This is a genomic window from Pseudomonas sp. GL_093 (genome assembly GCF_057837605.1).
Genome location: NZ_CM174448.1, coordinates 5,101,635 through 5,124,842 on the forward strand (window position 1 = coordinate 5,101,635; position 23,208 = coordinate 5,124,842).

Consider the following 23,208-nt stretch of genomic DNA (forward strand, 5'->3'; position numbering starts at 1 on the left):
TACGGGGCTCACGGTCATTCCAAAAAAATGTCTGAAGCCGTTGAAGTCAGCCAGCTCACGTTTTCAAAATCATGGAATGGGTGGATTGTTCCAGCGTTGCACGGTGACGATCATGTGGCCTTCGCCGGTCAGGGATTTCCCTGCGTCGTCGACCGCGGCGATCACCTTGAGGTTGCCGGCATTGTTGGTGGACATTTTGCGCTGCGGGTTCGGCCCGGCATCGCCCGGTGTGAACACGCCGCTGTCAGCCTGCATGGTGCCGGCGAACTTGACGTCCTCGTCTTCCTTGGCACGGTCGTCGAAGGCTTCGACCGACCACTGCGCCGGGAATACGCCGATGCGATACGGCTTGCCATCGGCACCCTTGCCCCAGGCTTCGGCATCAAAACGGCCCTGGACTTTCGGCGTCGAACCACCACCCTCGCCGATCCGCGCCACCGAGAACTCGGGCACGACTTTAACTTCAGCGATCTTGCTGTAGACCGACAGGGTCGGGCCTTTCAGCGTGCCGACGGTGACGTTGCGCAGACCCGGTTGGGCATTCGCAGCGGCCTTGAGCTTGACGCGCAGGCGCTCTGGCGTCTGCTCCAGCACCTCGACCACTTCCACGCCTTTGCCGAAGTTCGGTTTGCCGGTGAGGCCGCTGCCGACAAGGGTCACTTCAGTTTCGCCGCCAGCCTTCAGGTAACCCGGCTGCACCGCCAGCAAACGGCTGCTGCCCTGCTTGGCGGCGACGAAGTCCAGGCCCCGCTCATCGTGCTCGGCCTCGAACATCCGGCCCTGCATCGCGTTGCCTTGTGCGGCGAACACCTGGCGCATGGTCACGCCGTCGATGGTCACGTTGCCGCGCCATTCGTAACCGGTGTAGAGAATCGCGCTGCCATCGCCATTGAACGGGCTGCCGTCGGCGTATTGGCCTTTGACGCTGACCTTGAACGTGTCGCTGCCATCGGCCGTGACGCTCATCACGCCGGCCAATTCACCCTTGCCCGGCAAGTGGCCGCTGAAGCTCCAGTCACCGACCAGAACATCAGCTTTCGGCGCGGTGCTCAGCCATTTTTTCCAGGCCGGGTTGTCCAGCGGATAACGCTTGGCCAACAGCGGCACCATGTCTTTTCGAGCAAGGTCGAACCAATCACGGTCACGAGCCAGAGCCTGGTATTCCAGCGACGGCCATTGGCCGAGGTGGAAGTTCACCAGACGCTCCCATTCCTGAGCGGGACGACGTTGCAGGGCGACCCGCGCACCGGAGTGGCAGCGGCCGCACATCTGGCTGGTCTGGTCGTCGAATTTCTCGACGGTATTGAGTCGACGTTCCAGCGCATAACGCACCCCATCGGTCTCGCTTGGGGCCAGGCCTTGGGTGTCGGCCAGGTATTTGACCAGGGCTCGGCGGTCGTCATCACTGATCTGCAAACCGTGCATGGTTTGCATGCGGGCGATGCTCATCAGCCAGCCTTCAGGGGTTTTGCGCTGGTGGCTGATGCGGCTCAGGGCGTTATCGGCTTCGGGGGTATGACAGCCCTGACAGGTTTCCTTGAGGATGGTCTGAGCGTCGCGGGCTGCCAGGCTGTAAGGCGAATGCAGCGCCACACAAGCGGCCACGGCCAGCAGACTGGCACTCAGGCCTGATCGGAGTTTTCTCTTCATCAACGTCGAACCTCGCACGGTGCTTTCTTATTTTTGTGGCTTATCGTTTTTATGGTTTCTGCCGTCGGCGGCGCACCGCTGACGGAGGCAAGAGAAACGTCTGCAATGAGCAATACACGGAGCGTGCCAGCTTGCCGATTACCTTTTAAATCAAGTCGTTGCGCGAAGATGACTGCTTTTCGCCATCGCTGAACGAGATCGCCTGCGTCTAATATCGCGACAGTTGTTGCAGTCTGAGACAGCATAGATGGCCTGACCGGAACAGCTCATCGGCCGGCGATTGACGTCGATCCCCTGCAAGCGCGAAATGGTTGTTCACCGATTGCCACCAGGGGATAAAAAAATGGCAAGCATCACTGTCCTGGCGGGGGACTTTCTGCAGGGTGATGGAGAGTACAGAGACGGCGTTTTCACCCTCAGAACGTCGCTTCATCCATGGCCTGGCATTACCCTCCCGCTCTCATCGTTCAAGAGCGTGGAAGTGGCCAACGAGGATTCGATCAACAACATCAAGGATGCCATCGGCTTTGGCGTGGCCGGGGCCATGCTGTTGGGGCCCATCGGCGCAATTGCCGGGTTCATGCTGGCTGGCAAGGAAACCGAAGTAACCTTTCTGGCGACGCTCAAGGACGACAGAAAGCTGTTGGCCGCCGTGGATGGCAACACGTTCGAAGAAATTTCCCGGAAGTTTTCAGCCTGAATAATCGGCGCGGGCCGCACCGTTTTCCCACGGTGCGGCGTGACGCCGATTCAGATGTCATAGGTGGGGGAAACGCTTTTGTGTACGTCGATCTCGTGCTGCATGTCCGCCACCAGCGACGCGATTGCATGGGGACTGTCCAGTGTCCACAGGGGAACGTGGGTGGCCACAATATCCACTTTGCCGGTCATGCAGTCGCAGACCCGAATCGTCAGGGACTGGTCCGCCGCCATGGTGCAGGTGCACACGGACGGCAGAAAACTGTGTTCAATGATGTTTTGAATTTCCAGGGTTGAAAGGAACATCGTTACCTCCCTCACGCCAGATGTATTGCCGGATGAACGGTCCGTCATTTCACCCACCTATCCTGAAAATTCTAGTCCTCAATAATAGGTACCTCAAGGTCGCAACCCGGTTGCTCGTCGTCTCATAGCTGTCGCAATTTGCAACAACCTCACAGCGCCCGCGACTCCCTTGACCGCCCCAAAACCCCGCCGACCAAGGGCGGTTCTGCCTTTTCGGGCACTTGGCACAGCCATTGCGAAAGCCCTCGTTCTCACGAACAACAAGAGGTCTCGCCATGCCCCTCCCTTATTTGCTTCCCGCCACCTCGGCGTTCATCCAGCGCGCCCCGCGCATGCTCATCGGCGGCGACTGGGTCGAGGCCGCCGACAGCCAGACCATGCCCCTGCACAACCCGGCCACCGGCGAAGTGCTGTGCGTCGTGCCGCGGGCGACGCCTGAGGATGTCGACCGCGCCGTGCTCGCTGCGCGTCAGGCCTTCGATGATTCGGCCTGGACCCGCACCCGACCTCGGGAACGGCAGAACCTGCTGTGGAAACTCGCTGATCTGATGGAGCGCGACGCCGAACTGCTGGCGCAACTGGAATGCCTGAACAACGGCAAAAGTGCGGCGGTGGCCCAAGTGATGGACGTGCAACTGTCCATCGACTTCCTGCGCTATATGGCCGGTTGGGCGACCAAGATCGAAGGCTCCAGCGTTGAAGTGTCGTTACCGTTGATGCCCAACGATCAATTCCACAGTTTCATCCGCCGCGAAGCGGTGGGCGTGGTCGGCGCCATCGTTGCCTGGAACTTCCCGCTGCTGCTGGCCTGCTGGAAACTCGGCCCGGCCCTGGCCACCGGTTGCACCGTGGTGCTCAAACCCGCCGATGAAACCCCGCTGACCGCGCTGAAACTGGCCGAACTGGTGCTGGAAGCCGGTTACCCCGAAGGCGTGTTCAACGTGGTCACCGGCACCGGCATCACTGCTGGTTCCGCCCTGACCCACAATCCGTTGGTGGACAAGCTGACCTTCACCGGCTCCACCGCCGTGGGCAAGCAGATCGGCAAGATTGCCATGGAGTCCATGACCCGGGTGACCCTGGAACTGGGCGGAAAATCACCGACCATCGTCATGGCCGACGCCGACCTGAAGTCCGCCGCAGCCGGCGCCGCCAGCGCGATTTTCTTCAATCAGGGACAGGTGTGCTGCGCAGGTTCGCGGCTGTATGTGCAGCGCAAGCATTTCGACAATGTGGTGGCGGACATCGCCGACATCGCCAACGCCATGAAGCTCGGCAATGGCCTGGACCCAAGTGTGGAAATGGGGCCGCTGATCTCGGCGCGTCAGCAGGAACGGGTTTACGGGTACATCGAAAAGGGTCGGGAAAGCGGCGCGACCATCGCTTGCGGTGGTGAGCAGTTCGGGCCGGGGTTCTTCGTTAAACCGACAGTGATTGTGGATGTCGATCAGAAGCACTCGCTGGTGCAGGAGGAGATCTTCGGGCCGGTGCTGGTGGCGATTCCGTTCGATGATGAAGCCGATGCGTTGCGCATGGCCAACGACAGTCCGTATGGGCTTGGGGCGAGTATCTGGTCGAACGATTTGGCGGCAGTGCACCGGATGATTCCGCGGATCAAGTCGGGTTCGGTGTGGGTCAACTGCCACAGCGCCCTGGACCCGGCGTTGCCGTTTGGTGGGTACAAGATGTCGGGGGTTGGGCGCGAGATGGGGTATGCGGCGATTGAGCATTACACCGAGTTGAAGTCGGTGTTGATCAAGTTGTGATCTGCGGCGCCCGCACGGGCGCCATCGCGAGCAAGCTCGCTCCCACAGGGGATTTGTGATCGACGCAAAACTACTGTGGGAGCGAGCTTGCTCGCGATAGGGCCAGCCCAGACAACAAGAATCTCAGGGCTTGAATCCCTGAGCCAACAACCAACTGCGAACCACCCGCCCCTGCTCCACCGTCAACCCGGCCAACGCCTGCTCGGCCGGTTCGGTCTGCAACCGCCGCACCAACGGCGCCAGCTCAACCCCTTGCACATGCCAGATCCCCAGCGGCTGATCCGCCGTGATCACCACCTCAGCCTCATCCACAAACCCCTCTTTCAACACCGGCGCGCGCTCAATCCTCAACGAGGAAAAATCCGCCTCGGCATGCGCCACTTCAGCATCCGGCCACTGCCGGCGCGCAAGCCAGAATGGCTGCTGCAACCAACGCTGCTCATCGGCATAAAAATCCCGCCCGATCCGCGCAAAACGTAAAAACAACTGCTCCACCCGTTGCTGATGAAAGCGCTGAGCCAGCGCCGCTCGCTCGGGTTTACGCAACAACGTGTTGATCACCGTCGGCGCCTGTAACGCTGACGACAAGGACTGAAAAATCCCGTTGCCCGACAGCGGATCCACCGCCATCGCCGCATCCCCTACCCGAATCCAGTTTTCGCCACACACCTGCGGGCACAAAATCGCCGTGCTGCTGCGCGCATGCAGCTGTAGATCGACCTCAGGCTCGACACCGAAAAACGCTCGCGCCAACGCCGAGCCTTGGCGCCGTTGACGACAGTAGTCGAGCAACATCGCCTTGCCCGGCAATTCAGCACTGGCCACGTCCACCGTCCATTGCCAGTAACACTGACCGTCGGCTCGCCGGGCCATCCAGGCCCAGCCGTCCTCAAGGCTTTCCACAGCACTAGCGGTGCTGCCCGGCGTACCTTGCCAGCGATTGAGCAAGCTGACCGTCTCCGGTCCGCGCAGGCCTTTGCCAAGCGCCGGCGCCTGACGCCCACGCGCCTCAACCAGAAAATCCGCCAGCAGCGCCTCGCGCCCTTCGACCTCGATCCGATGGCCCGAAACCGATGACTGTACCGTCAACACACGGCCTTCGATCAGCTCAACGCCAGCCAGGCGCAGATCCTCGCGCAAACCTCGATCAAAGCTTGGGCGATCCAGTAAAAATTCGATGTTTTGCGCATGCTGCTGGCCGTTCCATGACACCTGTCGTTGGGACGGCAGCGCCGCATCCACCAAGGCTTGATGAAGCCCCGCGCCACGCAAGGCCTCCAGCACCCGAATGGAAACGCCTTCCAGCGCCGCAAACCGCCGCCATTCGCTGACCAGCGTCACGGGATAACCGAGTCGACGCAAACCCAAGGCAACCGCCGCTCCCGCCGGCCCTGCGCCAAGAATCAAAATCATGGCCCGAAGCGCCGTTCAGGGCCGCGATAACGGGCGTTTTCTCGCAGCCACTCGATGACTTGTTCGTTGCTCGCCTTGGGATGCGCAACCAGGAAACCTGCGATGTGCCCGCTCAACGCTGCACAGCCGAGACTGGCGCCGGACTGCCCCGGATAAGTTCCATGCACACACGCGGCGAAATCCGCTTGAGCGCTGTTGAGCCATGACCATTCCTGTTCGGCACAACGCGCATCGCCGGTAACTCGCAGCACCTGTGGATAATTCGCCGGAAACACGCCTTCGCCCTGAGCCGGGCTGGATGCACAGAGCAACACGCCCCGCGCCACCGCCCCGGCACAGGCTTCACGCAACAGGCTGCGATCCTGACGCAGACCGAGGCTCAAATTGATCAGCCGGACGTCCTGCGCCACCAGCCAATCAATTGCCGTAGCGATCTGCAACGCGCTGGTGACCCCACGCTGGTCGAACACCTGAGCCACACAAAATACCGCCGACGGCGCTCGCCGACCGATGGCCTCGATCACCGCACTGCCGTGGCCCAGCGGATCGTCGCGCAAGTCGCTCTCGGCCAATCCATCCGCCAGCAACGAGAAGCGTCGCCCGGCGATCACCTGCACCCGCTGCGCCGCCGAGTGACCGCTGTCCACCACGCCAATCCGCAGCTCAGGCTTCATGCAGCACCGTTTTTGAAGTGAGTACGCCGTCGAGCAATTCAAAGCGCAAATCGGCATCCGCCAAGGTTGAAGGACGGTGGCTGATGAGGATCCGCGTACGCCCGGCAAACAGTCGATCGATGGCTTCGATGACTTCGCGTTCGGTGGCTTCATCCACCGCCGAGGTCGCTTCGTCCAGCACCAGAATCAACGGATCCTGCAACAGCGCCCGGGCGATGGCGATGCGTTGTTTCTGCCCACCGGACAACTGCTGACCACGTTCGCCCAACGGACTGTCGAGGCCTTCGGGCAACGACTCGATCAGGCTGTCGAGTTGCGCCAGCCGCGCCACTTCGGCAATCGCTTCACGGCTGGCGTCCGGCACCGCGTAGGCCAGGTTGTCGGCGAGGCTGCCGCGAAACAGCACGATGTCCTGACTGACCACGGCAATCCGTCGACGCAGCTGGAACAGGTCCAGCTCGCGCAGATCGACCTCCCCCAGCAACACCCGACCGGACTGCGGGTCGTGGTGCCGTTGCAGCAGGTCGATCAGGGTCGTTTTGCCGACGCCAGAGCCGCCGCTCAGGGCAACTTTCAAACCGTAAGGAATTCGCGCTTCGATGCCGCGCAAAGTTGTCGGGCGACCGGGATGGCTGAAGTGCACGTCGTCGAAACGCAGCTCGCCAGAGGCCGGCATCGGCTGCGGCGTGACCGGCGTGAGAACGGTCGGCTCTTCGCCACGCAATTCCATCACGCGCCCGAGGCTGACGGTCATTCGTTGGACCGCGACATAGAGACCCAGCAGGCTCTGCACCGGTCCGACGGCCATGCCCAGGTAGGTGGAAAACGCGATCAGCGCGCCCAGTTGCCACGTCCCCTGCACCACCCAATATCCGCCGATCAGGAACGCGCAGGCACGAGACAGAGACGTCAGTGTGCCCGGCACCGCCTGAGTGAAAAACTCGGTGACTTGCAACCGCAATAACTGGCTCATGTAGCCTTGGCCCAATGTCTCCAGGCGCCGCGATTCACGCTGTTGCTGGCCGGCAGACTGAATGAATTTCATCACCGGCAAGGTCTCGACCATGAACGAGGACATGTCCGCCGAGCGCTCGCGCAATTGCCGCACATCGCGTTCGACCTTGCGTCGCATCCAGCGTAGCCAGAGCACATCGAGGGGAATCAGCACCAGCGCCAGCAACGAGAGTTTCCACGACAGGGTCAGCAGCATCGCCACGGCGCAGACCAGACCGATCACGCTCGACACCGCCGAGAACAAGGAGTCCACGGCAAAGCGCTGGATCTCAGCGACGTCGCCATCGAGGCGTGACATCAGGTCACCGATGCGGCGCTGTCCGTAGAAACTCGGCGAGAGCGTTTGCAGATGTCGATAAAGGTCATCGCGCAGGGCAAACAGAATCCGTCCGGACAGCCGCGTGTGCAGGTAACGATTGATCCCCGACAGCGCAGTGCCCAACAACCCGGCCACAATCATCAGCCCGGCGATCAGCACCAGCATCGGAAAGTTGCGTGCGAGCAGGCCATCGTCGATCAGCAGTTTGGTCAGCCAAGGCTGGACCAACACCAGCAACGAGGCGCAAACCGATAACCCGAGCAGCCCGGCAATCGCCAGACGATGCGGCCGCACGAAGCTGTAGAGCCAGCGCAAGGCCGCTTGCAGGGCTTCGGGGTTCTGGCTGTCGATCAGCCGAACGATCAGGCGCTGCATCACGAGCGCAACTGTTTGAGCTTGCGATACAAGGTCGCGCGGCTGATGCCCAAGGCGTCGGCGGCGGCCGAGACGTTGCCCTGGTGAGTGTCCAGGGATTGGCGAATCAGCTCCAGTTCGTTTTCGCGAATGCTGCCGGCCTGAGGGCGTTCGGTAGCGCTCAACTCGTCGAGCATGCTGTCGGGCAAGTGGTCGAGGGTGAGTACGGTGTCCCCCGGCTCGCGCATGGCCAGCGCTGTACGCAAAACCATTTCCAGTTGGCGAATGTTGCCCGGCCAGTGATAGCCGCCGAGCAAGCGGTTCAAGTCGTCATGCAGGACCATCGTCGGCGCATCCAGCTTGGCCAGCAGGCGAGCGACCAGACCGCTGAAATCCTCACGTTCGCGCAAGGCCGGGAGCATCACGCTGATGCCGTTGACGCGGTAGAACAGGTCCTCGCGGAAATGTTTTTCTTCGACCAGGCGCTTGAGGTCACGGTGCGTGGCGCAGATCAGTGCGACGTCGATGTCTTGCTCTTCGCCGGCACCCAACGGTGCCACTTTGCGGTCCTGCAACACCCGCAGCAGACGGGCCTGCAAGGCCAGCGGCATGTCGCCGATTTCGTCGAGAAACAAGGTGCCGCCATGGGCCTGTTGCAGACGACCGATCATGCCGCCGCGACGCGAGCCGGTGAACGCGCCTTCGCGGTAGCCGAACAATTCCGACTCGATCAGGCCTTCGGGGATCGCCGCGCAGTTCACCGCGACAAAGGGTTTGTCGCAGCGGGTGCCGGCCATGTGCAGGGCGCGGGCGATGACTTCCTTACCGGTGCCGGTTTCGCCCAGCAGCAACACCGGCAGCTCATTGGCCAGGCCTTGACGGGCCATGCGCAACGCTCGGGCATACCGGACATTGCTGCCGGCCAGGGATTCGAGATCCGGTTGTGCTTTGGCGGTTTTCGCTGTGCTGCGCGGCGGCGTACTGAGGTTGATCGAACGCTGCGGCGCACGCAGGGTTTTGTAGAAGAACTCGCCTTTGGCCGTTTGCAAACTGCCGACACCGCCCTGATGCAGACGCGACAGAAGTTGCAGGCCATCGACGCCCAGAAACTCTTCACAGCGTCGACCGACCAGCGCCGAGCGCTCGGCGTGGAGCAACTGACAGGCCTGGGCGCTGACCGCGAGAATCTGCCCGCCAAGGCTCACCGCCAGCAGACCCTGCCAAGGGGATTCGAGGTATTGCCGACGGCTGTGGAAAGCCAGGACGATTTCGTCTGGATAACTGGCGTTGAACACCCGGCTTTCGATCTGGCTGACAGCCATCGCCAGCAACGCGGTGCTGTCATGGACGCGGCCCAGCGGGCCTTCGCGGGTCAGGTCGAGTACACCGAGGATGTCGCCCTGCGGGCAATGGATCGGCACCGAGGTGCAGGAGAAATCGGTCAAACGATCGAGGTAATGTTCGCCGCAATCGATCATCGTTGGCCGGGCTTCCACCAATGCGGTGCCCAGCGCGTTGGTGCCGCGAGCGGCTTCGCTCCAGCAGGCGCCAAGGGTGATGTCTTGCAGGCCGCTGCCCTTGAGGCGATCGGCGCGGCCTTCGACAGCGAGGATGGTGGCGTCGGAATTGGCGAGGATGATCAGCCCTTCCTTGCCCTGGCGCTCGGCCAGGTAATCGATGGCCGGCAATGCCGCGTCGATCAGCAGCCGATTGCTCGCCAACAGCACGTCGAGGCTCGCGCTCGATTCCAGCGCCAGCTCGTGCTTGGCATTGAAATGCACGCCATGGCTGAGGCTACGCCGCCACGACGCATCGATTTCCGCCCGCAACACGCCATCCGGGACTTCGCCCTCGAGATGGAGTTTTTCCCGGGCCAGCCGGGCTTCGTGGTGCAGCTTGGGAGGAGTTGTTTTTATTAGCGTCATCAAGCGCTCCGGATCGGTCCGCCCTGCGCTTTTTTAAGATCAGCGCCCTGCCGCAATCTTTACGTTAACGTCAGGGCGATGGCAAGTGCCTTACGGCGCTTGTGTTTCATCCAGGGGACCGCGTTATCGTTCATCGCGAGCAGGCTCACTCCCACAGTGGCCGGTGTTGAACACAAATCTGCGGTTCACTTCGGTCCATTGTGGGAGTGAGCCTGCTCGCGATAGCGATCGACCAGACACCAAAGATCTCAGAGCTGCCACACCTCGGTATTCACAAAAAACGCCCGCGCATTATCTTCAAGACTTTCGAGGTGATACCCGCCCTCCTGCACAATCAGACACGGCAACCCAAGGCTGCGAATCCGCTCGCCCAGTAGCGCAAACCCTTCACGGGTCACCGCCACTTTGCTCTGCGGATCCAGCTCGAAAATATCGAACCCCAAGGACAACACCAACACTTCGGCGCCGAAGTCTTTCACCGCCGCCAATGCCACGTCCAACTGACCCAGGAAGTCCGCCTCACTGGCACCATGCGCCATCGGCAAGTTGAGGTTGAAGCCCTCGCCCTTCCCGACACCCCGCTCATCAGCGAACCCGGCAACCCCCGGATAGAAGTTGGTCGGATCGCCATGCACCGAGACATAGAGCACGTCATCGCGGTCGTAGAAAATCTCCTGAATCCCCTGCCCGTGGTGCATGTCGGTGTCGAGCACCGCGACGCGCGCAAACCCGGCACGCAGAACCTGAGCAGCCACCGCAGCGTTGTTCACATAGCAGAACCCCCCGGCCGCCTCGGCCCGGGCGTGGTGGCCGGGGGGACGGCACAAGGCGTAAGCCGCCGGCTCGCCATCGAGCAAGGCTTGGGCGCCAGCGATCGCGCTTTGCGCCGACCAATAGGCCGACCGCCAGGTCTGCTCGCCCACCGGGCAACTGCCATCCGCCAGATAGCGGGCGGCCTGGGCGAGAATCCCGCGCAGGGCGTTGGGCTCGCGGACGAAGATGTTCGACATCACCTCGTCGCCCCAGTCTTCGGGGATCTCCTTCCAGCGCTGATGCGCTTCCTGCAAGAACGTCAGGTACGGCGCGCCGTGGACCGCCAGCAGCGGATCGAGCCCGGCATCGACCGGTTGCTCGACATTAAAGCCCAGTGAATGCGATGCCTGCACCAACCGCTGAGCCCGCTCAGGCACTTCCTGCGGCGTGCGCATCTGCCCACGGGAGTAGTAGCTACGTGGATGGTGAAGCAATTGTTCGGGGTGGAAAAAACTGCGCATGGGATGAATACCTGTCAGTTAACCTAGATCTTGAATCCGTTCGCGTTCAACTGTGGGAGCGAGCTTGCTCGCGATGAGGTCAGCACATTCAACATTGATGGCGACTGATCCACCGCTATCGCGAGCAGGCTCGCTCCCACAGGGATTGCGTTTATTCAGTTCTTCCTGCGCGGGCCAGCACAGCGTTGAGCAACACATCAGTGCCCTGACGCACGTCTTCAGGCAGCACATCTTCGGCTTCGTTATGGCTCAATCCGCCGACGCATGGGATGAACACCATCGCCGTCGGGCAGTACCGCGCCAGATGAATCGCATCATGCCCGGCGCCACTGACAATCGATTGCTGAGCGTAGCCCAACGCGTCCACCGCCTGCTGCACCGCCGCCACGCAATCGGCATCGAACGGTGTTGCCGGGCTGATCCAGTGCGGCGTAATCGTCAGGTTCAAGCCTCGGCTATCGGCAATCGCCTGAAGCCGCTCGCGGACTTGCTGCTCCATGGCCTCGATGGCTTCGTCGCGGTGATGACGCAGGTCGACGGTGAAATTCACCAAGCCCGGAATGGTATTGCGCGAGGACTTGTTGATGCTCAACTCGCCGACAGTGGTCAGCCCTTCGGGGGTGAAATCGCTGGCCAGGCCTTCGATTGCCTGGATCATTTGTGCGACGCCGTACAAGGCGTCCTTGCGCAACGGCATCGGCGTTGTACCGGCGTGGGCGGCCATGCCTTCGACCCGCACGTCGAGCCAGCGAATCGCCTGGCCACCGCTGACCACGCCGATGCTTTTGGCGTTGTCTTCTAGGATCGGCCCTTGTTCGATGTGCGCTTCAAAGTACGCATCCACCGCGCCGCCAAACGGGCGCTCGCCAGCGTAACCGGTGCGTTGCAACGCCTCGGCAACGCTGATGCCGTCGATGTCACGCACCGCCAGCGCTGCGTCCAGTGGCATGATCCCGGTGAACACCGCCGAGCCGAACATCGCCGGGGTGAAGCGTGCGCCTTCTTCGTTGGTCCACACCGCCACTTCCAGCGGCTTGCGGGTCTGGATGCCGAGGTCATTCAGGCAACGCACCACTTCCAGGCCGGCGAGTACGCCGTAGACGCCATCGAAACGCCCGCCTTCAGGCTGAGTGTCGAGGTGACTGCCCATCATCACTGGCGCGGCATCGGGGTCGGTGCCGGCGCGACGGGCGAACAGGTTGCCGATGGCGTCCACGCTCAGGGTCATGCCGGCTTCGCGGCACCAGTGGGAAAACAGTTCGCGACCGGCCTTGTCTTCATCGCTCAGGGCCAGGCGGCAGCTGCCGCCACGGGCGGTGGCGCCGATTTCGGCCATGTCCATCAGACTCGCCCAGAGGCGTTCACCATTAATTTTCAACATGAGTTACTCCTGGGAATACGTTAATTAAGCGTTGGCCATTTCGAGGCGTTCAGCGCTGGCATGGCGGCGGGCAAGGGACAGGACACAGATCAGCGAAGTCGCGGCAATCAGGCTGTAGAACACCGCCATCGGCCACCATTGGCCGGCGAACTTATGCGCCAGCAAGGTGCCGATCAGCGGCGTCAGGCCACCGGCCACGGCGCCGCAAATCTGATAGGCCAACGAAATCGCGGTGTAGCGCACGCGGGTCTCGAACATGCCGCTGACGTAACCGGCGATCACCGCGTAGAACGACGCCATGCACACCACCGCCAGGGCGATGCCGAGGATGATCAGCGGCGCCTGGGCCGAGCTGACCAGCACGAACATCGGGTACGGCGAGGCGATGGCCAACAACGACACCAGACACAGGAATCGCGTGGCGCCCATTTTCTCGGCGACCCACGCCGCCAGCGGTTGAATGCAGAACTGAATGATCGCCACCACAAACAGGCACTCAAGGATCAGCGAGCGCGGCAGTTCGAGTTGCTGGGTGGTGTAGGCGATCATGAAGGTGTTGGTGAAATACACCCCGGCGATTCCGAGGGTGTTGGCGCCGATGCACAGCAGCAGCGGACGCCACGCGGTACGCAGGACCTCCATGACCGGCGCCTGCTCCTTGCGTGTGCTTTTGCGCGCCAATTCGCGGCTGGCGAGGAACTCTGGCGACTCATTCACGCCCAGGCGAATCGCCAGGCCCACCAGCAGCAACAACGAACTGGCGAGGAACGGCAGGCGCCAGCCCCAGCTCATCAGGTCTTCTTCCGGCAAACGAGTGACCGCACTGAAGGCCAACAGTGACAGGATCAAACCGGCCGGGCTGCCCAGCTGCGCAAAGGACGCGAAGAAGTTGCGTCGACCTTTCGGCGCGTGCTCGCCGGCCATCAACACCGCCCCGCCCCACTCACCACCGACGGCAATGCCCTGGACGATGCGCAGCAGGATCAGCAACACCGGCGCCGCTGCGCCGATTTGTGCGTAGGTCGGCAGCAAACCGATGCAGACCGTGACCACGCCCATCATCAGCAACGTAATGATCAACGACTTTTTACGGCCGATGCGGTCGCCGATATGGCCGAAGATAATCCCGCCCAACGGCCGCGCAAAAAAGCCCACGGCGAAGGTGCCGAAGGCGGCCATGGTGCTGAACAGTTTGTCGTCGGAGGGGAAGAACAGCGCGCCAAATACCAGCGCAGCAGCGGTGGCATAGATGTAAAAGTCGTACCACTCGATCATGGTGCCGATAAAGGCTGCGGCTGCCGCACGGCGCGGCTGAGGAGAAGCGTGGGGCTTCATGGGTCGGTCTCCTTTGGTTATTTTTTTGGCAGGAGTGAAACTGCAAAATCAAGGTGCTCTGACGGCGCCTGTCTGGAGATGATTTATCGTCTCGGGGCTATGATTAGTCAATTTTCTATTTATTATGCGGACTATTACTACAGCTTATAATCGAGAGCCGCCATGGCCGAACGCGATGTACAACGCCTGCTCAATGACCGTCTGGACTGGAACCTGCTGCGCACCTTTCGGGTGATCGGTCAGGAGCTCAGCATCAGCCGCGCCGCCGCCCGCCTGCACCTGACGCAACCGGCAGTGAGCCAGGCGCTGAAGCGTCTGGAGGAGCAATTGGGCCGACAACTGATCGCCCGTCGCGGGCCACGGTTTGCCCTGACCGAAGTCGGCGAGCAGATCTTCGAACTGGCCGGGGAAATCTACGGGCAGATGTCCCAGGTCAGCAGCGTGCTGGAGCAACCGGCCGACGAAGTGATCGGCAAGGTTCGCTTGCTGATCATCAGCCGGATCTTTTCGGAGCGCTTCGATGACTTCCTCGCGGACTTTCATCGCCAGCACCCGCGAGTGGATCTGGAAGTCGACGTGATGCGCAGTTCCGACATCGTCAGCGCCCTCCAGGAAAAAACCGCGACCCTCGGCCTGAGCCTCAATCGCCGCCCACAACCGCGCCTGGAACAACGGCTGTTCCTGCGTCAGCGCTATGCGTTTTTCTGCGGCAAGCACCATGCGCTGTTCGGCCAACAGAACGTTGCCGAAGGGGATTTGCAGCGGGAGAACTTCGTCAGTTTCACCAGCGACCAGATCGGCGGCATGCTCTCGCCGCTGACGATTTTTCGTGATCAGCAAGGTTTCAGCGGACGGATCGTCGCCTCGTCACCGAGCCTGGAAGAAGTCCGGCGACTGGTGATCGCCGGGTACGGGATCGGCTGTTTACCCGAGCACGTGGTGGCGGCGGACGTCGACGCCGGATTGCTCTGGCGCCTGCCGCCCCACGAAGGGATTGCCGATGTGGACATTCATTTGCTGTGGAACCGCGAGCAGCGCATGAGCCGGGCCGAGACGATCTTTCTCGAGAGCCTGCAACAGTGCTTGCTGGACTGAGTGACCCGATCAGAACAACGGCAGACTGTAGCTGACCACCAGGCGGTTCTGGTCCGCATCGCGCGACGCTTGACTGCGCGACATGCCGTTGCGCCAACCCAGTGCGACGTTTTTCAACGGCCCGCTCTGGATCACGTAGTCGAGGCTCAGGTCCCGCTCCCATTCCTCTTGCTCGGGTCCGGCCACCGTTTTAATGCCGCTGCCTGAAAGGTACATCGCCGAAGCCTTGAGCCCCGGCACGCCGAGAGCCGCGAAATCGTAGCTGTACTGGGCAAAACCGGTACGTTCACCGGCGCGGGTGAAGTTCTGGATGTAACGGTCGGTCAGCAGGTAGACGCTGGCGCCTCCAGCGCCTTTGTCCGGTAAACCACCCTGGTTGAGCTGCACGAATCCGCTGTCACTGGACACCTGCTGATAACCGGCCATCAGCGCATGAGCGCCGATGCTCCAGGTGAACGCCAGGCTCCAGGTATTGTTGTCGATCTTGCCGTCGCCGTTCTGCGTATAACCGCTGGTACGGTAGCCGCTGGCCCGACCGCTGGCCGAGTCATTGGCACCGTCGGCGGAGGTCTTGAAGTAGCGCAGATCGGTTTTCAGCGCGCCGAAATCCCCCAGCGTCAGGTTGTGAACCAGACCGGCGAAATGCTGTTGGTAATAGTCTTCGAGAGTGGCGTAGTAGTACTGCGCCAGAAGCGCATCGGTGACCTTGTAATCGGCACCGGCAAAATTGAACGCGTTGCTTTCCCGGGTGCCGCCGGCCACGGCCAGGCCGGTGCTGTCGCTGGAACCGCGGCCCGTGGCGTGTTCGAGATGACCACCGGTCAGGGTCAGGTGCTCGAAGTCATTGGAGACGATCTGCCCACCCTCGAACGTCTGCGGCAGCAGCCGGCCGTCGTTGGCCTGCAGAATCGGCAACTTCGGCGTCAGCGTGCCGTAACGCATTTCAGTCTGGGCAAAGCGCATCTTCGCCGTCGCACCGAAACGCGACCATTGCTCGGCGGCGCCGTTGCCATCGTTGGGGATCATCGAACTGCCGACATGGCGACCGTCACCGCTGTCCAGGCGAATACCCAGCAGCCCTAGCGCATCGACACCAAAGCCGACGGTGCCTTCGGTGAATCCGGACTGATAGTTGAGCATGAAACCCTGCGCCCACTCTTCGGTTTTTGAAGGGCTCGCGGCGCCATCGCGATTATCGTTATTGAAGTAATAGTTACGCATCCCGAGGGTCGCTTTACTGTCTTTAATAAAGTCCGCCATGCTTAACGGACTGAATAGCGCACTGCCGATCGCAATAAGTGCCAACGGTTGTTTGTTCATTGATTTTGAAGTTCCTGAGCAGCCAGCTTTTGCGCTGGCTGCCGGTCATTAAGAAAGTTTGATACTCAAGACACTGGACACCGGCTCGCCTGCCATTAACCGGGTCAGCAGTTGCGGTTCTGCCCGGTCCGATGCCAGCGCACGCTCGATGACGTTTTGCGCGGTGACCGGATCGAGAAACAGCACCCCGTTGTCGTCCGCCAGCACGAAATCCCCGGGATGCACCGTGACGCCGGCACAGTGGATCGGCTGATTGATCTGACTGTCGCCACGGCCATGCAACTTGGTGGTCAGCAGGCTGGTGCCGCGGGCGAAGACCGGTAGGCCGGTCTCGCGTAGTTCGAGCAAGTCGGTCACCGCGCCGTCCACCACGATCCCCACCGCACCGGCGCAGCGCGCCGCGCAACTGGTGACGGCGCCCACCGGCGCGTGTTGCCAGTCGCCATCGGTGTCGATCACCAGCACATCGCCGGGCTGGATGAGCGCCAGGGCCTGGTTGACCGCGATGGCATCGGCGCCCACCAGTTTCAGGGTCAGCGCGCGGCCGACCAGTTTCACATTGGGCACCATGGCCCGCAGTTGCGAGTCGGCAAAGCCCTCCTCGAGAAAATGCCCGAGGGTCGGAAAACTCACCGCGTTGAGCTGCTCGATCAGCTGCGATTCATCCATGTTGCGCCTCCTTGGCAATCAACTCGGCAACACAGTCGATTTCCAGCGACACACCCCACAACGCCACGCACACCGTGGTGCGTGCCGGCGGCGCATGGCCGAGAAACTCGCGATACACCGCGTTGAACAGCTCCAGCTGCGCGGGATCGGTGAGGTACGCATTAACCTTGATCACGTGACTGAAATCGGACCCGGCTTCAATCAGAATCGCTTCCAGATTGCGCAAGGTTTGTCGCACTTGTTCGGTGAAGTGGGCGGGCTGGTCATCGAGCCCGCTCTGGGCCGGAATCTGCCCGGCGGTGAACACTAGGTGGCCGCTGACCACCGCTTGGGAGTAAGGGCCGACCGGGCCGATGAAGCCCGGGGCTGACTGAATTCTGCGCATGTTGTTGAACTCCATTGATCAGGCGGCGGCCGATTTGACAGGTTTGCCGAGGGCTGGCTCGTTGGCCGGCACTGCCGCTGGGACTTCACTGATGTCTCGCTTGAAGGTCTCGGTCAGCAACAACAGCGCCACCAGCGAAATCAACGCTGCACCGATCATGTACCAGGCCACCGAAGAGCCTTTGCCGGTCGCGGCCAGCAATGCGGTGGTGACGATCGGCGTCGCGGCACTGCCGAGCAGACCGGACAACATGTAGCTGATCGACAACCCGGAATAGCGCACCCGAGTGCCGAACAGTTCGGCGAGGAAGGTGGCGATCGGCCCGTAATTGGCCGCGAAGGCCGTCATCAACAGCAGGTAGCCGAAGATCACACAGGGCAACTCTTTGGTGTCCATCAACCAGAACAGCGGGAACGCCACCAACGCTTCGGCGACGATGCCGGCAACGATGATCGGCTTGCGTCCGTAACGATCCGACAGCGCGCCGAACACCGGCAGCATGACGATGCACCAGGCGCAGGACAGCAACACCACGCCAAGCATCACGCTGCGGCTGAACCCCAGATTCTGCGTGCCGTAGGTCAGGCCGAAGGCAACGATGATGTTGAACGACGCCCCGGTCGACATGGTGGCGATCCCGCCCAGCACGACTTGTTTCCAGTACTTGCGAAACACTTCCGCCAGCGGCATTTTCACTTGCACCTCGGCTTCCTTGACCTTGTTGAAGGCCGGGGTTTCAGAGATGTTCAAACGGATGTACAAGCCCACGGCGATCAGCAGCACGCTGCCCAGGAACGGGATACGCCAGCCCCAGGCCAACAGGTCTTCAGGGGATAGCCACGCGGCAATCAGCAGGAAGGCCAGGTTGGCAATCATGGTCCCGGCCGGAACGCCGATCTGTACCCATGAGCCGTACAAACCGCGTTTGTTGGCGGGCGCATGTTCCACCGCCATCAGCACCGCACCGCCCCACTCGCCACCCAACGCCAGGCCTTGAATCACCCTCAGCAGCAACAACAGGATCGGCGCCCAGATACCAATGGCCGCGTAATTGGGTAATAACCCGATGGCGAAAGTAGCGGCACCCATGGTCAACAGTGAAACCAACAACATCGACTTGCGTCCCAAGCGGTCACCGAAATGACCGAACAGTGCCGCGCCGACAATCCGGGCCAGGTAGGCCGAAGCAAACGTACCGAATGCCAGTAATGTACCGATCAACGGATCGAAATCCGGAAAGAACACTTTGTTGAACACCAGCGCCGACGCCGTGGCGAACACAAACAAGTCGTACCATTCCACCGTGGTGCCAATCACACTGGCCACGGCAACTTTTTTCATGCTGACTGCAACTTCCGGAGGTGCGCCGGACTTTTCTACAGGCGATAGATCGCTCATTACTGTCTCCAGGAGTTCATCAGGAACTCGTATTTAATTGTTTTAACTGGCAGTAAAACGTTCGAAGTGAGGGAGTGTTGTTATAGATCGCCCAATTCAATGGGCGAGTTTGCAAGGCGCTTTCTTATTAATAACCGAGTGTTCGGTCTGCACAATTCAATAACGGTTCTCCGCTATTTAAACGGCGAAAGTTCTCTGCTACTTGTTCGGCGATACAGTCGTGAGAGGCCGCCGATGCCATGTGCGGAGTGATGGTGACGCCGGGCATTGTCCAGAGGCGGTGATCGACCGGCAGCGGTTCTTGTTCGAAAACATCCAGCAACGCACCGCGCAGTTTTCCTCGGGCCAGGGCTAGTTCGAGGTCGTCGATGTTCAGATGACCGCCGCGACCACAATTGACCAGCGCGGCGCCATTGGCGAGTCGCTCGAACGTTGCACTGCCGAGGATGCCGCGGGTTTCGCTGGTCAGCGGCAACAGGTTGATCAGCAACTCCAATCCATCGAGAAACGGGTTCAGCTTTTCCGCACCGGCGAACGTCTGTACGCCCGGCAAGTCCTTGCTGCGGCGCGCCCAACCACGCACGTCGTAACCGGCGGCAGCCAGGTCCTGGGCAATCGCGCTGCCCAACGACCCAAGCCCCATCACCCCGACCTTGAACTGCCCCGCCGCCCGTTGCAGCGGCCGCTCCCAACGCTGGTCCTGTTGCTGCAACAGCACCTGATCGAAGCCGCGGTGATAGTGAATCGCCGCCCAGCGCACGTACTCGGTCATGCCTTGGCGGTGGCCGGGATCGACCACTCGGCAGATCGGCAAGTCCGGGCACGACGGGTCGTGATCGAGGTGATCGATGCCGGCGGCCACCGAGTGAATGACTTGCAGGTTCGGCAATGCGGCGAGACTGCCCGGCAAGGGAAACCAGCACGCGGCAATCTGCGCATTCCTGGCCAACGGATCATCCGCCAGCACGGTTGTGAGTTGCGGCGCACTGCGGGCAAAGGCTGCCTGCAGTTGCTTGAGCAGCAAGGTGTCGCGGGACAGCAGAACCACGGTGTTCATGACAAATATGACTCGCGCTGGGATTCGATCAGGGTCAGTGCGGCCTCCCAGGCCAGGTCGATGATGTTGTCCTGCTCATCGCGGTCAAACTGTTCGGCAGTATGTGCGCACACTTCCGGGGACGGATAATGCAGCGCCGACCCACCGGACAACGCCGCAACCTGCGCCTGACAGGCACGCTCCAGGAAGTGAATCTCCTGGAACGCCTGGGCCACGCCGGAACCACCGACCAACAGTCCATGGTTGCGCAGGATCATCGCCCGGTGCGGGCCCAGATCGGCAATCAAACGCTCGCGCTCATCCAGTGACAGCGCGATGCCTTCATAGGTGTGATACGCCAATTTTCCGTAGAACTTCAGCGCGTGCTGACTGATCGGCAGCAAACCGTGCTTCTGGGCGGCGACCGCCATGCCGGCGGCCGTGTGGGTGTGAATCACACAGTTGAGATCCGGGCGGGCCATGTGGATCGCCGAGTGAATGACGAAGCCGGCGGCGTTGACCCGATGACCTTCATACTCCGGATCGACGACTCGCCCGTCCTGATCGATACGCACCAGGTCCGAAGCGCGCATGCGGTCGAAAATCACCCCGTAGCGGTTGATCAGGAAGTGGTGCTCCGGCCCTGGAATTCGCAGGGTGATGTGGGTGTCGATCAGGTCGGTCATGCGAAAGTGCGCGACTAGGCGATACAGCGCAGCCAGTTCGCAACGGGCTTGCCATTCAACCGGGCCGATGTGTTCAGGTTTACTCACGAATACACCTCTTTAGCAGCGTGGGTGACGACCGGGTTGGCGCGCAGGCGGGCCAGGCCGCAAACACCGATCAAGGACAGGGCCGAGAGCAAGGTGAAGAACACCGCCAGCGGCAACCATTGTCCGGAAAACTTGCTCGCCAGCAGCGTGCCGATCAGCGGCGTGGTGCCGCCGGCCAGCGCGCAGCTGAGTTGGTAGGCGATAGAAATGCCCGAGTAGCGCAGGTGCACCGGGAACGCCTGGGTCATGTAGCCGGCGATCACCGCGTACAGCGCCGAGAGAATCACCACCGCCAGGGCGATGCCGACGGTCATCAGCACAATGTTCTGTGTGCCCACCAACATGAACATCGGGTACGGCGTGACCATGCACAGCAGCGCGACGAGTTTGAGGAAGCGGCCTTCGCCGATGCGCTCGGCCAGCAACGCGGAGAGCGGTTGCGAGAGCAGCTGAATGACGGTCACCAGGAACAGGCAATCGAGAATCGTCGAGCGCGCGATGCCCTGATACTGGGTGACGTAGGTGATCATGAACGTATTGGTAAAGAAGAACCCGGCCGAACCGATGGTCACGGCGGCGGCAGCAAACAGGATCTGCCGCCAGCAGGTGCGGATCACGTCCTTCACCGGGTACTTGGAAGTCTCGTTGTTGTCCCGGGCCTTGGCGAACTCCGGCGACTCGTGGACACCGGAACGGATCATCAGGCCGACCATCATCAACACACCGCTGGCGAGAAACGGCAGACGCCAGCCCCAGGCGAGGAAGTCCTCTGGCTCAAGGGATGTCACCAGGCGAAAGGCGATCAAAGCCAGCAGCAAACCGGCCGGGCTGCCGAGTTGGGCGAACGAGGCGTAGAAGGTTTTGCGCTTGGCCGGGGCGTGTTCGCTGGCCATCAGCACAGCCCCGCCCCACTCGCCACCGACCGAAATGCCCTGAATCAACCGCAGCACGATCAGGCCGATCGGCGCCCAGATACCGGCGCTGGCGTAGCTGGGCAACAGACCGATGCCGGCGGTCGCCAACCCCATCAGGGCCATGGTCACCAGCAGCATTTTCTTGCGACCCAGGCGATCACCGAGATGACCGAACACCATGCCGGCCATTGGGCGAGCGATGAAGCCGACGGCGAAACTGCCGAACGCTGCCAGGGTACTCATCACCGGGTCGTGGCTGGGAAAAAACACTTGCCCGAGCACCAGCGCGGCCGCCGTGGCATAGATGTAGAAGTCGTAGAACTCGATGGTCGTGCCAATGAAGGCTGCCGCCGCCGCTCGACGCGGTTGAGGGGTAGTGTGCATGCAAGGACCCTGTGTATTTATAGTTTTGGGCAGGTACTGAAGGCTGTTTACGGGTTGCACTCTGTGGCGCTTGTTAGCTTTATCGCTTCCGTGCCAGGATTAGTCAATTTTCAAATTCTTATCTTTACTATTAGCCTTGCTACTACCAGGAGTTTTATGCCCTCCACTTCTAACCCTTGGGTCGGTCGCCGCTTTCTGAATGACCGCCTCGACTGGAACCTCCTACGCACCTATTTGGTGATCGGCCAGGAAGGCAGCATGAGCCGGGCCGCCGCGCGATTGCACATCACGCAGTCAGCCGTCAGCCAGGCACTGAAACGGCTGGAGGAACAGCTGGAATGTGTGTTGATTGCCCGCAGTGGGCGACGGTTTGACCTGACGGAAACCGGGGAGGAAGTCCTGCGTATTGCGGCGGATATTTACGGCGATATTTCGCGTCTGGGCACGGTGGTAGAAAGTCGTAACGACGACGTGGTCGGCAAGATTCGCATCCTTACCGTCAGCGGCGTGCAAGCACGACATTACGACGAGTTCCTCGCCGATTTCCACGAAACTCATCCAAAAATCGAGTTTGAAGTCGAGGTGATGGGCAGCTCGAACATCATCAGTTCACTGCTGCAAAAGACAGCGACCATTGGCGTCGGCCTGTGCCGTTTACCGCAGCCGCGGCTGGAGCAGCGAGTACTGTTTCGTGAGACTTATGCGTACTTTTGTGGGCAGCGTCATCGACTGTTCGGGCAAGAGAATCTGACCCTGGAACAGCTCGCGGCGGAGAACTTTGTCAGCTTCACCAGCGATCAACTGGGGGGCAATCTTTCGCCCCTGACATTGTTCCGCGACCAACAAGGTTTTACCGGCAAGATCGTCGCTTCATCGACGAGTTTCGAAGAGATTTATCGCTTGATCTGTTCAGGGTTCGGCATTGGCTGCCTGCCGACGCACCTGGTACGAAGGGATGTCGAGCAAGGTTTGCTCTGGCGTTTGCCGCCGGAAGATGGGGTGGTGGATTTCGATATCCAGCTGCTGTGGAATCGCGAACAGAAGATGAGTCAGGCCGAAACCGTGTTCCTCGAAAGCTTCCAGCACATGCTCAGTATTCGTGAGCCTGTGCTGTGAAGCCTTGA

At 61.2% G+C, this 23,208-nt stretch carries 20 protein-coding genes; 4 read left to right on the top strand and 16 right to left on the bottom strand.

Annotated elements, in window-relative coordinates:
- Nucleotides 1–69: 69 nt before the first annotated feature.
- Nucleotides 70–1,650, bottom strand: a complete 1,581-nt coding sequence (peaA, locus tag AC3IUE_RS23500; protein WP_489263914.1) for a quinohemoprotein amine dehydrogenase subunit alpha — start codon at nt 1,648–1,650, stop codon at nt 70–72.
- Between the two features lie 343 nt (nt 1,651–1,993).
- On the opposite strand from peaA, the gene AC3IUE_RS23505 reads away from it, so the two are divergent.
- Nucleotides 1,994–2,350 carry a hypothetical protein gene (locus AC3IUE_RS23505; RefSeq protein WP_489263915.1) on the top strand — a complete coding sequence of 119 codons (357 nt, stop codon included), beginning with the start codon at nt 1,994–1,996 and terminating at the stop codon, nt 2,348–2,350.
- 50 nt (nt 2,351–2,400) lie between these two features.
- On the opposite strand, the gene AC3IUE_RS23510 is transcribed toward AC3IUE_RS23505, so the two are convergent.
- The gene (locus tag AC3IUE_RS23510) at nt 2,401–2,655 is read right to left on the bottom strand and encodes a DUF1652 domain-containing protein (protein ID WP_008145342.1); all 255 of its coding nucleotides are present in this window, start codon (nt 2,653–2,655) and stop codon (nt 2,401–2,403) included.
- Nucleotides 2,656–2,930: 275 nt separating this feature from the next.
- Between AC3IUE_RS23510 and AC3IUE_RS23515 the strand changes: the two genes are divergently transcribed.
- Nucleotides 2,931–4,421 (top strand): aldehyde dehydrogenase family protein, encoded by a 1,491-nt coding sequence (locus AC3IUE_RS23515; protein WP_489263916.1) that lies wholly within the window; start codon nt 2,931–2,933, stop codon nt 4,419–4,421.
- A 123-nt stretch (nt 4,422–4,544) separates the two neighbouring features.
- Here the strand turns inward: AC3IUE_RS23515 and qhpG are convergent, their stop codons facing one another.
- The 7 genes from qhpG to AC3IUE_RS23550 all read right to left on the bottom strand — a co-directional run bounded on the left by qhpG (nt 4,545) and on the right by AC3IUE_RS23550 (nt 14,110).
- Nucleotides 4,545–5,834 carry a flavin-dependent monooxygenase QhpG gene (qhpG, locus tag AC3IUE_RS23520; RefSeq protein ID WP_489263917.1) on the bottom strand — a complete coding sequence of 430 codons (1,290 nt, stop codon included), beginning with the start codon at nt 5,832–5,834 and terminating at the stop codon, nt 4,545–4,547.
- Nucleotides 5,831–6,508 carry a subtilisin-like serine protease QhpE gene (qhpE, locus tag AC3IUE_RS23525; RefSeq protein ID WP_489263918.1) on the bottom strand — a complete coding sequence of 226 codons (678 nt, stop codon included), beginning with the start codon at nt 6,506–6,508 and terminating at the stop codon, nt 5,831–5,833. The genes qhpG and qhpE overlap by 4 nt, the downstream gene beginning before the upstream one ends.
- Complete coding sequence (locus tag AC3IUE_RS23530; RefSeq protein ID WP_489263919.1) at nt 6,498–8,216, bottom strand: ABC transporter ATP-binding protein; 1,719 nt, start codon at nt 8,214–8,216, stop codon at nt 6,498–6,500. Before AC3IUE_RS23530 ends, qhpE begins: the two co-directional genes overlap by 11 nt.
- Nucleotides 8,216–10,120, bottom strand: a complete 1,905-nt coding sequence (locus tag AC3IUE_RS23535) for a sigma-54-dependent Fis family transcriptional regulator (protein WP_489263920.1) — start codon at nt 10,118–10,120, stop codon at nt 8,216–8,218. Before AC3IUE_RS23535 ends, AC3IUE_RS23530 begins: the two co-directional genes overlap by 1 nt.
- A 248-nt stretch (nt 10,121–10,368) precedes the next feature.
- Nucleotides 10,369–11,394, bottom strand: a complete 1,026-nt coding sequence (locus AC3IUE_RS23540; protein WP_489263922.1) for a histone deacetylase family protein — start codon at nt 11,392–11,394, stop codon at nt 10,369–10,371.
- 151 nt (nt 11,395–11,545) lie between these two features.
- Nucleotides 11,546–12,775, bottom strand: coding sequence for a Zn-dependent hydrolase (locus tag AC3IUE_RS23545; protein WP_489263923.1), 1,230 nt, complete (start codon nt 12,773–12,775; stop codon nt 11,546–11,548).
- 24 nt (nt 12,776–12,799) lie between these two features.
- The gene (locus AC3IUE_RS23550) at nt 12,800–14,110 is read right to left on the bottom strand and encodes an MFS transporter (protein ID WP_046055142.1); all 1,311 of its coding nucleotides are present in this window, start codon (nt 14,108–14,110) and stop codon (nt 12,800–12,802) included.
- A 162-nt stretch (nt 14,111–14,272) separates the two neighbouring features.
- On the opposite strand from AC3IUE_RS23550, the gene AC3IUE_RS23555 reads away from it, so the two are divergent.
- On the top strand, nt 14,273–15,205 hold the full coding sequence (locus AC3IUE_RS23555; protein WP_033061190.1) for a LysR family transcriptional regulator: 933 nt from the start codon (nt 14,273–14,275) through the stop codon (nt 15,203–15,205).
- A 9-nt stretch (nt 15,206–15,214) separates the two neighbouring features.
- Here AC3IUE_RS23555 and AC3IUE_RS23560 read toward each other — a convergent pair whose 3' ends face one another.
- The 7 genes from AC3IUE_RS23560 to AC3IUE_RS23590 all read right to left on the bottom strand — a co-directional run bounded on the left by AC3IUE_RS23560 (nt 15,215) and on the right by AC3IUE_RS23590 (nt 22,084).
- Entirely contained in the window at nt 15,215–16,525 is a 1,311-nt protein-coding gene (locus tag AC3IUE_RS23560; protein ID WP_489263924.1) for an OprD family porin, read from the bottom strand.
- A 48-nt stretch (nt 16,526–16,573) separates the two neighbouring features.
- Nucleotides 16,574–17,194 (bottom strand): RraA family protein, encoded by a 621-nt coding sequence (locus AC3IUE_RS23565; RefSeq protein WP_461999413.1) that lies wholly within the window; start codon nt 17,192–17,194, stop codon nt 16,574–16,576.
- Nucleotides 17,187–17,579, bottom strand: coding sequence for a RidA family protein (locus AC3IUE_RS23570; protein ID WP_489263925.1), 393 nt, complete (start codon nt 17,577–17,579; stop codon nt 17,187–17,189). Before AC3IUE_RS23570 ends, AC3IUE_RS23565 begins: the two co-directional genes overlap by 8 nt.
- Before the next feature lie 18 nt (nt 17,580–17,597).
- Entirely contained in the window at nt 17,598–18,977 is a 1,380-nt protein-coding gene (locus tag AC3IUE_RS23575; RefSeq protein ID WP_056741987.1) for an MFS transporter, read from the bottom strand.
- A gap of 127 nt (nt 18,978–19,104) precedes the next feature.
- Nucleotides 19,105–20,034: a 2-hydroxyacid dehydrogenase gene (locus AC3IUE_RS23580; protein WP_489263926.1), complete on the bottom strand. Its 930-nt coding sequence runs from the start codon at nt 20,032–20,034 to the stop codon at nt 19,105–19,107.
- Complete coding sequence (locus tag AC3IUE_RS23585) at nt 20,031–20,786, bottom strand: class II aldolase/adducin family protein (RefSeq protein WP_056741989.1); 756 nt, start codon at nt 20,784–20,786, stop codon at nt 20,031–20,033. Before AC3IUE_RS23585 ends, AC3IUE_RS23580 begins: the two co-directional genes overlap by 4 nt.
- On the bottom strand, nt 20,783–22,084 hold the full coding sequence (locus AC3IUE_RS23590) for an MFS transporter (RefSeq protein ID WP_056741990.1): 1,302 nt from the start codon (nt 22,082–22,084) through the stop codon (nt 20,783–20,785). The genes AC3IUE_RS23585 and AC3IUE_RS23590 overlap by 4 nt, the downstream gene beginning before the upstream one ends.
- A gap of 156 nt (nt 22,085–22,240) precedes the next feature.
- On the opposite strand from AC3IUE_RS23590, the gene AC3IUE_RS23595 reads away from it, so the two are divergent.
- The gene (locus AC3IUE_RS23595) at nt 22,241–23,200 is read left to right on the top strand and encodes a LysR family transcriptional regulator (protein WP_095131011.1); all 960 of its coding nucleotides are present in this window, start codon (nt 22,241–22,243) and stop codon (nt 23,198–23,200) included.
- Nucleotides 23,201–23,208: the final 8 nt, after the last annotated feature.